Here is a 12255-nt window from a genome sequence, read left to right on the forward strand (position 1 = left end):
CGTTTCACCCTGTCCGGTTCTCATCACGCCGGGTCAGGCGAAACGCCCAGGGCAACCATCAACTGCGCGGCACGGCTGCGCAAGCTTTGGGTTGTCTCCGCATCCTCCGACAGAACTCGCAGCAAGGTCACGGCTGTCGCAACGTCATCAGCGCGAATCGCGGCCAATGCCTGCTGCTCAAGGGCCAACCCCCGGAACGGCGCGCCAGGTGCTGCCAGTTCATCCAAAATCGCGCCGTCGCGGGCAACGTCGCCCGTGCCGCCGAGACCCATGACCTTGATCAAAGCCAGATGCCGATAGACGGCGTCCTGACCGGGCCGGTCCGCCAAGGCCAAAAGCGCATCCCGGGCGGCCGTGGTATCGCCCGCATCACCTGACTGGACAGCTGTGGTCGTCAGCAGGGTTTTGATCGTAGATTGATCCTCGCCGGACGTCGGGACATCCGCCAACGCAGCGCGCCGCGCCTCCATGTCGGACGCCGAGAGTGCCGACAGGACAGCATCGCCAAAGCCCTGTGCGCGCTGGGATTCCTGCGATTTCTGCCATTCGTTCCAAGCCGTACCACCGACGATGGCAACGACGGCCAAGGCAGGCACCCAGCCCCAGCGGCGAAACAGCCCATACAGGCGGTCGCGACGGACCTCTTCGGTCACCTCGTCGATGAAGCTTTCCTGGTTCGACATTGGACGATCCCCCACGCAGTGGCCGCTGTCTAACGGGTTCAGAACCAAGGGCCAAGCCGCAATGGACCTGCCGCGTTCCTGGGCTTGTCTGCGCTCAAACGCACAACCATGTCTCACGACAAATCGCTTGCCTCAAAAAAATGGAGGCGTAGTGACTTTTTGAAATCTAAACCGAACGGTTTAGCGTATTTAGACTAAGTTGATCGCTGCTGCTCGCGGTCGGACGTCTTCTGAGGTGCTTTCATGCGTATCTTCTCCATTGTGACCGCAATCTTGGTGTGCGTCGCGCTGTTTTTCGTTGTCCTGCAACGGGACACGCTCCTGAGTGCAGCCCGCAGCATCGGCTCCGACGCACCAGAAGAGGACGCAGCAACCGCAGAGGCCCCCGAAACGCAAGAACCCGTCGCCATCGCCACGCTCGAGGCAGAGGAAGGCGTGACCGCCGTCTCCGTGGTCGCCTTGCGGTCGACGGCGCGTGAGGTCCCGGACGCCGTCATGGTGCGCGGCCAGTCGGAGGCGGCGCGGAGCGTTGTGGTCCAGGCAGAGACCTCCGGCATCGTCATCTCGGAGCCTTTGCGGAAAGGCGCCTTCGTCGAAGCGGGCCAAACCCTGTGCGAAATCGACCCGGGGTCCCGTGGCGCCTCCCTCGCTGAAGCGGAGGCGCGATTGGCGGAGGCCCGCGCGCGGGTCCCCGAGGCGGAGGCTCGCATCCCCCAGGCCCGCGCAACCGTGGTTGAGGCAGAGGCCCGGTTGGAAGAGGCCCGCATCAATCAAAACGCGGCCAGTCGCCTGTCGCAGGGCGGCTTTGCCTCTGACACGCGCGTGGCCAACGCGGATGCAGCACTCCGGTCCGCCGAAGCGGCCGTGACAGCGGCGCAAACCGGGCTGGAAACCGTGCAGGCCGGGATCGAGTCGGCCTTGGCGGGGATCGAAGCCGCCGAAGCCTCTGTCGAACGGGCGCGGCTGGATATTGAACAACTCACCGTCGAAGCGCCCTTTGCCGGGTTGCTCGAAACCGACACGGCGGAGTTGGGAAGCCTCTTGCAAGCAGGCGCGCCGGGATCCGCAGATTGCGCCACGATCGTGCAACTTGATCCGATGAAACTGGTTGGGTTCGTCCCCGAAGCCCAGGTCGACCGCATCACCCTTGGCGCAATGGCCGGTGCCCGGCTCGCCTCCGGCACGGAAACGACTGGCGAGGTCACCTTTGTCAGCCGCTCCGCCGATGATCTGACCCGCACGTTCCGGGTCGAAGTCACGGTCGATAACGAGGATCTGGCGATCCGCGATGGCCAGACGGCGGAAATCCTGATCCAGACCGCAGCCACGGTCGCCCATCTGGTCCCGGCATCCGCGCTAACGCTGAACGATCAGGGATCGCTGGGCCTGCGCATGATCGAAGACGGAATCGCGGCCTTCACGCCCGTCACCTTGGTCCGCGATACTGTGGACGGGGTCTACCTGTCCGGCCTGCCGGAGACCTTGGACATCATCATCGTCGGTCAAGAATATGTAACAGACGGTGTTGCCGTCAGCCCGACCTATGAGACGCTCGAGTCGTTAGACGCCAGCCAGGAGGCAACCCAATGACCGGTATCATTGACTGGGCCGCTGGCCGTGCCCGCATGGTTCTGGCCTTCGTCATTCTTTCTGTGGTCGCAGGTGTCGTCGCCTATGTCTCGCTGCCCAAGGAAGGCGAGCCGGATATCGACATCCCCGGCATCTTCGTCAGCGTGCCCTTCGCCGGGATCAGCGCGTCTGACGCAGAAAAGCTGCTTGTCAAACCCATGGAAACCGAGCTGAAGGAGGTCGACGGCCTCAAAGAAATGACGGCCACAGCCTCAGAAGGGTTTGCCGGCGTCTTCCTGGAGTTCGAGTTCGGCTGGGACAAGGCCGCGACCATCGCCGATGTGCGCGATAAGATGAACAATGCCGAGGCTGATTTCCCCAGCGGCGCCGACCAATACATCATTGACGAGATCAACTTCTCAGAGTTCCCGATCCTGATCATCTCGCTGTCTGGCCAAGCGCCGGAACGGACGTTGTTGCGTCTGGCCAATGACATGCAGGACGCTCTCGAAGGCATGCCTGCCATCCTAGAGGCTGGCCTGGCCGGTCACCGGGATGAGATGCTGGAGGTGCTGATCGACCCCCTCGCGCTAGAGGCCTATAACGTCACCGCCGGTGAGTTGATCAACGTCGTGACCAACAACAACATGCTAGTCGCGACCGGCGCTGTGGAGACCGACTCCGGCGCTTTCCCGGTCAAAATCCCAGGGTCCTTTGATGACACCACCGACGTCTATGCCCTGCCCGTGAAGACCGATGGGGACCGGATCATCACGCTGGGCGATCTGGCGACGATCAATCTGACGTTTGAGGACCGGCTCGGCACGGCACGCTATAATGGCGACAGCACTGTGGCCTTGCAGGTGGTGAAGCGTAAAGGCTTCAACATCATCGATACCGCCGCCGAGGTTCGCGCCCTGGTGGACGAAACTGTCGCCGGTTGGCCGACGGAGCTGCAACAGGCTGTCGACGTGGAAGTCACCCTAGATCAATCGCGCACGGTGCGGTCCATGGTCAGCCAGCTTGAAGGCTCCGTCCTGACAGCCATTGCCCTCGTTATGATCGTGGTGCTGGCGGCGCTCGGCACCCGCTCCGCACTTTTGGTGGGGTTCGCGATTCCGACGTCGTTCCTGCTCAGCTTTGCGCTGATGGGGGCGCTCGGCTTGACGATCTCGAATATTGTGATGTTCGGCCTCATCTTAGCGGTGGGTATGCTGGTGGATGGCGCAATCGTGGTGGTCGAATACGCCGACAAACGCATCCAGGAAGGCTCCGGCCCCATGGCCGCCTATACCGAGGCTGCGAAGCGCATGTTCTGGCCGGTCGTGTCCTCCACGGCGACGACGCTTTGCGCCTTTCTGCCCATGCTGTTCTGGCCAGGCGTCCCAGGTGAGTTCATGGGGATGCTGCCGGTCACGCTGATTTTCGTGCTCTCGGCGTCCCTGATCGTGGCCTTGGTGTACCTGCCCGTTCTGGGGGGTGTCATGGGCCGGATCAGCCGCACGATTGGCGGCGCATCCGGTTGGATGCGGGCCAAGCTGCCTTGGATCATACGGGCGATCCTCACGATTGGCGCGGCATGGCTGATGATCGTGTCGATCCTGGTTACCTTGAACCCATTGCTGCTGTTTCCGGAGGCCAACGACGTCACTTTCCTCATGATGGTGCCGGGCGCTGCGGGCTTTGTGCTCAGCTGCTTGATCCTGTCGGCCTGCATGGGGTCGGTCACATGGCACCGCACGCAAAAGCGCATCACCTCGGGCTACCGGCGCAGCATGTTCGGACATCTGGTCCACCTCATCGTCGGCAATCCGCTCGGACCTATCGCCGCCGTGGGGATCGTTGGTGCATCGGTGTTTGTGACGTTCTTTGTCCTTCTGCCCAACAACTTCAAAGGCGTCGAATTCTTCGTCGAATCGGAACTTGAAGCCGCAAACATCTACGTGCGCGCGCGGGGCAACCTGTCTTTGACCGAGAAAGACCGGCTCTTGCGCCAAGCCGAAGAGATGGTCTTGGCCACGCCTGGCATCCAATCTGCTTTCGCCTTTGCGGGCGACGGGGGCCTGAACTCCGGCGGCCCGGGCGCGGCGGGCGGCCCGAGCGACACCATCGGCCAGATCCAGATTGAGATGGTCCCCTGGGAAGATCGCCCGACCGTTCCAAACCCTTGGTTCGACATCTACGGATACACGGTGAACACCCAGGTCGTTGACCCAGCCTTCGACGGAGATGCCATCGCCGATGAAGTCCTGGCGCGGCTGCGCACGATCCCTGGGATCAAAGTCGACCTCAGCGCCAACGACCGGGGTCCGGCCCAGGGCAAGCCCGTCCACCTCCGCCTGCGCGGCGACAACTGGCAGGAGCTTCAGGCCGCGACACGCACCATGGGGGAGGTCTTTGCCGAGACGCCCGGCTTAATCGATTTGGAAGATACGCTCCCCTTGCCCGGCATCGACTGGGAAATCGACGTGGACGTGGAAAAGGCGGGCCGCTTTGGCGCGGACGTGGCCACAGTGGGCGCCATGGTCCAACTTGTTACGCGCGGTATTCTGCTCGACACGATGCGGGTGGACACATCCGACGATGAGATCGAGATCCGTGTGCGCCTGCCCGAAGAGGACCGCGTTCTGTCCACGCTCGACACGCTGCGCGTGCGGACCGATGACGGCCTCGTGCCTTTGGCAAACTTCATCGAGCGGCGACCCGTGCCCCAGCTTGCACAGATCGACCGCGTGGATGCGGTGCGTTTCTTTGATGTGAAGGCCGATGTGCGCACTGGCCTGAGCATCGTGCGAGGGACCGATCCGTCAACGGTGGACAGTGAAACGCCAGAGACCTTTGACGTTGGATTTGGACGTCTACTGACCGAAGAAGAGGCGACCGATTTCATCGGCGAGCTCGTTCTGCGGCTCTATTCCCCTAAATCAGGCGTTTCTGCGTTCCTGTCGAGCGTGCTGGGCCAAGACCCGCTCGATGTCATGATTATTGGGTTCGACAGCGTGACGTATCCAGGCGGCTTCGAAGCAGCCAGTGAACGCCTGAACATGATACCGTCGGAGAAGTTACCCGCCCTCTCAGATGCGGTGGCACGAGGCGATACCGAAGTGTTGCAACTCCTCAACGAGAGCCAGGGTTCCGTGACCATTGCGACCGTCAATCCAACGGAACGCATCACGTATCTCACCGGACAATTGGAAACCGGCGACCTCCTCCCAGCCTCCGTCTCTTGGGAATGGACCGGAGACCAAGAAGAACAAGCCGAATCCGGGGCCTTCCTAGTCCAGGCCTTTGCGGGCGCGTTGGGCCTGATGTTCATCATCCTGTTGGCTCAGTTCAACTCGATCTACAATTCGGTGCTGGTGCTTTTGGCTGTGGTCTTGTCCACGACGGGCGTCTTCATCGGCATGATGGTGATGGATCAGGCGTTTTCGATCATCATGACGGGCACCGGGATCGTCGCGCTGGCCGGGATCGTTGTGAACAACAACATCGTTCTGATCGACACCTATCAGGAATACAGCCGCTACATGCCCCGGATCGAGGCCATTACCCGCACCGCTGAGGATCGGATCCGCCCAGTTCTGCTGACTACGCTGACCACGATGGCGGGCCTGGCGCCCATGATGTTCGGCCTCTCGGTGGATTTCATCGCGGGCGGCTATTCCATCGGCTCGCCCACCTCCCTGTGGTGGATCCAACTTGCCACAGCGGTGGTCTGGGGCCTGGGCATCGCGACGGTTCTGACGCTGCTCTTCACGCCAGCCATGCTGGCCGGCCGTGTCTGGGTGGTGACCTATGCCATCGCCCTCTTCCGGTTGCTGGGCCGTGTGGGCTTTGGTCGCGCCAGCCGCTGGGGACAAGACTGGACGCTCCGCCGCGCCGCACGGCGCGTGAAGGCCCCGACCCTGCTTTGGGCAGACGAAGACGACGCCGGGACGCTCGAGGCAACTATGGGCCAACCGCGCTCACAGGTCTCCTCTGGTCCCGTCTCCGTGGTTGATCCACGATCCGAAGAGACCGCGCCCAGCGATGACACCCTGCCCCCGCACCCTCCGCTGCGGGCTGCAGAATAAGGACAAAGGCCTCCGCCATCGCGGGGGCCTTTGACTTTGCGGATCCTCGCCTTACTTGCGAACCGTTATCAATTTGATTGACGAACCACTGCCCGAGGCATAAATGCAAATCGTTCTCATTCTCATTTATGCCGAAGAAGGATGACCATGCCCAACGCCCTGACGCGCGCCCTTCTGACATCCGCAACCGTCCTCGCCCTTTCGCTTCCGGCTGCGGCGGAAGACACGTTCAAAGTGGCCACGACCTTCACGGTCATCGCGGACATAGCCCGCAATGTGGCGGGCGACACCGCCGAGGTCGTCTCCATCACCAAGCCCGGTGCGGAAATCCACGGCTACCAGCCGACCCCCCGCGACATCATCAATGCCCGTGACGCTGACCTGGTTCTGTGGAACGGCATGAATCTTGAGCTGTGGTTCGAGCAGTTCTTCCGCAACCTGGACGACACGCCCCAAGCCATCCTGACCAAGGGGATCGACCCGATCTCGATCACGGGCGGCGCCTATGATGGCAAACCGAACCCCCATGCCTGGATGGGCCTCGAATCCGCATTGATCTACGTGGACAACATCACCGCTGCCCTGTCCGAACACGATCCCGACAACGCCGAGACCTACGCCGAAAATGCAGAGCGCTACAAAGCCCAGATCGCCGACACCATCGGCCCCCTGCGCGACGAGATTCGCGCCCTGCCTGCCGAAGACCGCTGGCTTGTGACCTCCGAAGGGGCCTTTAGCTACCTGGCAAGGGACTACACCCTGCAAGAGCTGTTCCTCTGGCCCATGAATTCCGATCAACAGGGCACGCCCCAGCAGGTGCGCGCTGTGATCGACATGGTGCGCGCCAACGACATCCCAGCGGTGTTCTCCGAATCAACGGTCTCCGCAGATCCAGCCCAACAGGTCGTGCGCGAAACCGACGCGCGGTATGGGGGCATTCTCTACGTCGATAGCCTCTCCGGCCCCGATGGCCCCGTTCCGACCTATCTCGACCTGTTGCGGGTGACGTCTGAGACCATCCTAGGGGGCCTCACCGAATGAAGGACACCCTGGGCTTCCAAGAGGGCATCGCCGCCGAGGGCCTCTCGGTCACCTATGCGGGCGGGGTCACGGCCCTCCGCGATGCCTCCTTCATGTTGCCCACGGGAACAATCGCGGGTCTGGTGGGTGTGAATGGCGCCGGGAAATCCACCCTCTTCAAGGCGCTCATGGGATTCCTGCCAGTGCGCGCCGAGCGGATCGCTCTACTCGGGTATTCCATCGACGAAGCGCTCCGCCGGAACCTCGTGGCCTATGTCCCCCAAGCGGAGGAGGTCGATTGGACCTTCCCCGTCCTGGTCCGCGACGTTGTGATGATGGGGCGGTACGGCCACATGGGCTTCTTCCGGCGGCCAGGCGCGGCGGACCGCACCGCCGTAGCCGACGCCCTGGCGCGCGTGGACATGACCGCATTTGCCGACCGCCAGATCGGGCAATTGTCCGGTGGCCAAAAGAAGCGGGTCTTCTTGGCCAGAGCCCTCGCCCAAGAGGCCCGGGTGATCCTATTGGATGAGCCCTTCACGGGCGTGGACGTCAAAACCGAAGACGCCATCATCACACTCCTGAAACAAATGCGGGCTGAGGGACGGGTCATGCTGGTCTCAACCCACAACTTGGGCGCCGTGCCACAGTTCTGCGACCGCGCGATCTTCATCAAGGGGACCGTCCTCGACTACGGCCTCACAGAAGAGGTCTTCACCCCCGCCAACCTCAAGCGCGCCTTCGGCGGCGTCCTGCGCCGTTACGACCTAGGTGGGGAAGACCTGCACGAAGACGAGGACGACAAGCGCCGCGTCACGGTCCTCACCGATGACGAGCGACCCTTTGTCATCTATGGCGACGACCATGACTGAGGCCCTGCGGAAAGACTTCGTTAAGGTTAACGCCCGCCCGCTTCGATGTTCCCCAAATATGCACGCGCCCCCCCCGCCGCCTGACCCACCGCTGATCGGACAGATCCGGTGACGACGCTGCTGGACCCCTTCGCCTACAGCTACATGGTGAATGCCATCTGGGTCTCCGCTTTGGTGGGCGGCACCTGCGCGTTCCTCTCGGCCTTTCTGATGCTGAAGGGGTGGAGCCTGATCGGCGATGCCCTGTCCCACGCCGTGGTGCCTGGCGTGGCGGGCGCCTACATGCTCGGCCTGCCCTTTGCCCTTGGCGCCTTCGTGTCGGGCGGGCTCGCGGCGGCGGCCATGCTGCTCCTCACCGAACGGACGGGATTGAAGACAGACACCGTGATCGGCGTGATCTTCACCGGCTTCTTTGGTCTGGGCCTGTTCATGGTCTCGCTCTCCCCGGCGTCCGTCGATTTGCAGACCATCGTACTGGGCAACATTCTTGCGATCACACCCGAGGATACCCTGCAGGTCGTCATTATTTCCGCCGTCACACTCACCGTGCTCAGCCTCAAATGGCGCGATCTGTTGGTGGTATTTTTCGATGAGACCCACGCGCGGGCCGTCGGCCTGAACCCTCGGTTCTGGAAGGCGGTCTTGTTTGCGCTTTTGGCCGCCTGTGCCGTGGCTGCCATGCAGACCGTTGGGGCGTTTCTTGTGATTGCGATGGTCGTCACGCCAGGCGCCACGGCATACCTACTGACCGACCGGTTTGGAGTCCTATTGATGTTATCGGTGGCCTTGGGCGTCGGGACGTGCGCGGTGGGCGCCTACCTCAGCTACTTCTTGGACGGTGCCACGGGCGGCGTGATCGTGGTGCTGCAAACGCTGGCCTTTGCGGCGGCCTTCGTTCTGGCACCGACCCATGGCCTTCTGGCCGCCCGCCGTCGGAGCCGCACATGATCGAGACGCTCACGCTCCCGTTTCAACTGCCGTTCCTGCGTGACGCCCTCATCGCTGCGCTGCTGGTCGCAGTGCCATGCGGTCTTCTGTCGGCGTTCCTCGTCCTCAAGGGGTGGAGCTTGATCGGTGACGCCATCAGCCATGCGGTGCTGCCCGGCGTTGTGCTGGCATATGTCCTGGGCCTGCCCCTCATCATCGGTGCCTTCGTCGCGGGGATGGGATCGGCCCTCCTGACCGGCTGGCTGGACACCCACAGCCGGGTCAAGCGGGACACTCTCATGGGTGTTGTCTTCGCGGGTATGTTTGCCGTGGGCCTCGTGGCGATTACCTGGATCGCGCCCGAGGTGCATTTGGACCACATCCTCTTTGGCAATCTTCTCGGGATTAGCGCCGCAGAGCTGTGGACAGCCGGCACCATCGCTGCGGTGATCCTAGCGATCATGGGTTTGCGCTGGCGGGATTTCCTGCTCCATGCATTCGATCCCACCCAGGCGCGCGCAGCGGGTCTGCGGGTCAAATGGCTGCACAACGGGTTGTTGGCGATGATCTCCGCCGCGGTCGTCTCGGCCCTCGGCGCTGTCGGGATCATCCTCGTTATTGCCCTGCTGGTCACGCCAGGGGCCACGGCGTTTCTGGTGACTCGGCGCTTTGGTGCAATGCTGCTGGCGAGTGTCGGCGTCGCGGCGGCCTCGGCTATTGGGGGCCTCTACCTGTCGATTGCGCTTGATTCGGCCCCTGCGGCGACGATTGTGGTGGTTTTAACGGGTTTCTTTTTGGCTGCCCTCGCCTGGCGCAGCAGCAAGCGGGCGTTGCATCCCGCCGCCGGTCGCAAAGATTAATTCACCCCGCACATTTAATGGGCATCCAGCGAAGATAATCCGAACCGGTCGGCGGAGCTTCGCGACATTTTCTGTCTTTATGGCGACTTAAGGGGGCTTTCTGCACCTGCATTGTTGACCCTGCTGCAGCGCAGCTTATTGTTGACTGTATCGAAGCGTTGCACCTCTCCTCCTCCCTGGTGTCAACGATTTCGGGGAACTTGGCGGCCCTGTCCCCTCCTCCTCCCTGGACGGGGCCGCATTTCCGCCGCAGGCGCGCCGTGCTGTTTCCTTGCTGGTCCGCTCCCATCCTCTGGTGGGGTCGAACACTCAGAAGGAGCACTGCCATGCAAAGACCACCAAAGCCTCCCGTTCAAACAGCAACGCCCCCGGTGAAACGTGATCCGCGACCGCAGCCCTTTCGCTTCACGGATTGGGCCTCGATCTGAGGGTATCGGCCTTTGACACACACCTGCGGAAACGGCGACCAACCTGCGCCTGGACAGAGGTCGGGCGAAGCGCGCAGAAAGAGCCATGCCGACGCCCATCTCTTCCCTGCCGAACCTCGGCCCCGCCGTTGAAGCTGCCTGCGCCCGTGCGGGTATCCTATCTGCCGAAGACTTGAGGGCCTTGGGCACGGACGAAGCCTATGCCCGGTTGATCGACGCAGGCACGCGGCCGCACTTCATCGGCTTCTACGTGATCGAAATGGCCTTACAGGGGCGTCCCTGGAACGACTGCCAAGGGGACGAGAAGGCAGACCTTCGCGCCCGTTTCGATGCGATCAAGGCGCGCCGCAAAGGGTCTGCGCCGGATACGGCCTTCGAAAAGATGATGGACGAGTTAGGTGTCCTTGAGCCTGACCCGATCAAGCCGCGAGTGCCTTAATCCCATGTGACGCGATGAGAGTAAGGCGGACCCTCTACGTCCACATCACCCAACCACGCTGGGCACCAAAAACCGAGGTCAGCGCGTGGTTAGAAGAACCGGACGCAAACGGCGCGGCGTTGTCGAGGTCCAAATCGCCTGGCTCTGGTAGTCCCCAAGGGCCGTCCGCGGGCCTCGGTTTGGGTTCAACCGACCATCGGTCCAGGCAGCCCGATATCCTGCGGGCGGATGCGTTACGTCAAACGTGGTGCGCGCCGCCGGAACAATGACAACCCGCTGCTCTGACCGCGATGAGGCGGTCGTCGTCAGGCCCTGAGGCACCTCGACGGAGGATCGGCGATCCGGCGACCAAGTCGAGTCCCCTCCGCACCGTGTCGCATTCCCGAGATACCGCGCAGAGACGCCGGAGGCACCGCCGCACGCGCCGCGCTGGACGGGTGCTGGGCGCGCGGCGGGAACCGCCGTGCTGCGGCGCGTGGACGGCGTCGACGGATCAATGCGCCGGGCGTTTGCGGGCGGTGTGACCGTGCGCACAACCTGCTCCTGCGCGCGTGCGTTTCGGCCAAGACCGCGCACGGGCTGGCTGGGGGCCGTCACAACCGTTGGCGCGGTCACACTGACGACGCGAGACGGGCGGGCGGATGTCGAGGTTGGGCTGCATCCGGGCAGATAGCGCGCGGACAAGGCCGAGGCGCCGCATCCGGGCGGCAGGGTGACGGCCTGTGGCGTGGGCGCACGGACGACCTGAGGCATGGGACGGGGCGCAGCCGCTCGCCGGGGCGCTGGCGCGGCGGCCCTGCGGGGCGCGCGCGCAGCGGGCGCGGCCGTCCGCGGGGGCGTTGCCACACGCCGGGGCGCTGGCTCTTCGATACGGCGCGGCGTTGCGGCGGCGGGTGCCCTCCGGATAACGGGCTCTGCGGCGGCAACGGGCGCGGTGGTCGCCGGAGTCGTCGCAGTTGCGGCCTCAACCGAAGGTCGTGGCGTCGGAGCCGCCGTCACCTGGCGCGGCTCTGGCGCGGGCGTTGGCGCCGGGGCGACGGTTGGCGTTTCGGCCCTGCGAGACGGCGCCGCGCCACAGACAACACTCCGATCACGGTTCACGCGCGGCACCCAGCGGGTCGCCCCATCCACACCCGCGCGAATGAAGATGCACCCACGGCTGTCGACGTATTGCGCGCCGGTAAAGCTGCTTGGCGGAATCTCAGCCGGGCCAGAAATGGAGCGTGAGCCCTGCGCCCAGACTCCGCTTGCCGCCGCGATCGCACTCGCTGCAACCACCCCAATCGCAAAAGATCTCAACATGCCCAATTCGCCTTTTGTCAGGCGGCCCCCGCCGCGTCGGTTTTTTCGCACCCTGCACGACAGGCCCATACCAAGTAAAGTA

Annotated in this window: 9 protein-coding genes; 7 read left to right on the forward strand and 2 right to left on the reverse strand. The window is 63.4% G+C overall.

Features of this window, described 5'->3' with window-relative positions; translation table 11 throughout:
- Nucleotides 1–23: 23 nt before the first annotated feature.
- Nucleotides 24–683 carry a tetratricopeptide repeat protein gene (locus tag K5R33_RS14690; protein ID WP_220749811.1) on the reverse strand — a complete coding sequence of 220 codons (660 nt, stop codon included), beginning with the start codon at nt 681–683 and terminating at the stop codon, nt 24–26.
- 243 nt (nt 684–926) lie between these two features.
- Here K5R33_RS14690 and K5R33_RS14695 point away from each other — a divergent pair, with 243 nt between their 5' ends.
- From K5R33_RS14695 to K5R33_RS14725, 7 genes are all read left to right on the forward strand, one after another.
- Entirely contained in the window at nt 927–2273 is a 1347-nt protein-coding gene (locus K5R33_RS14695) for an efflux RND transporter periplasmic adaptor subunit (protein ID WP_220749812.1), read from the forward strand.
- The gene (locus K5R33_RS14700; protein WP_220749813.1) at nt 2270–6325 is read left to right on the forward strand and encodes an efflux RND transporter permease subunit; all 4056 of its coding nucleotides are present in this window, start codon (nt 2270–2272) and stop codon (nt 6323–6325) included. The genes K5R33_RS14695 and K5R33_RS14700 overlap by 4 nt, the downstream gene beginning before the upstream one ends.
- Before the next feature lie 147 nt (nt 6326–6472).
- Nucleotides 6473–7366: a metal ABC transporter substrate-binding protein gene (locus K5R33_RS14705; protein ID WP_255576469.1), complete on the forward strand. Its 894-nt coding sequence runs from the start codon at nt 6473–6475 to the stop codon at nt 7364–7366.
- On the forward strand, nt 7363–8217 hold the full coding sequence (locus tag K5R33_RS14710; RefSeq protein WP_220749815.1) for an ATP-binding cassette domain-containing protein: 855 nt from the start codon (nt 7363–7365) through the stop codon (nt 8215–8217). Before K5R33_RS14705 ends, K5R33_RS14710 begins: the two co-directional genes overlap by 4 nt.
- A gap of 108 nt (nt 8218–8325) precedes the next feature.
- Nucleotides 8326–9165, forward strand: a complete 840-nt coding sequence (locus K5R33_RS14715; RefSeq protein WP_220749816.1) for a metal ABC transporter permease — start codon at nt 8326–8328, stop codon at nt 9163–9165.
- Entirely contained in the window at nt 9162–10004 is an 843-nt protein-coding gene (locus K5R33_RS14720; protein ID WP_220749817.1) for a metal ABC transporter permease, read from the forward strand. Before K5R33_RS14715 ends, K5R33_RS14720 begins: the two co-directional genes overlap by 4 nt.
- Nucleotides 10005–10517: 513 nt before the next feature.
- A complete protein-coding gene (locus K5R33_RS14725) occupies nt 10518–10871 on the forward strand; it encodes a TfoX/Sxy family protein (RefSeq protein WP_220749818.1) in 354 nt (117 codons plus the stop codon).
- Nucleotides 10872–10949: 78 nt separating this feature from the next.
- Here K5R33_RS14725 and K5R33_RS14730 read toward each other — a convergent pair whose 3' ends face one another.
- Nucleotides 10950–12173, reverse strand: coding sequence for a hypothetical protein (locus tag K5R33_RS14730; RefSeq protein WP_220749819.1), 1224 nt, complete (start codon nt 12171–12173; stop codon nt 10950–10952).
- Nucleotides 12174–12255 lie beyond the last annotated feature (82 nt).

The sequence above is a fragment of the Jannaschia pagri genome (genome assembly GCF_019655435.1).
Classification (GTDB): Bacteria; Pseudomonadota; Alphaproteobacteria; order Rhodobacterales; family Rhodobacteraceae; genus Jannaschia; species Jannaschia pagri.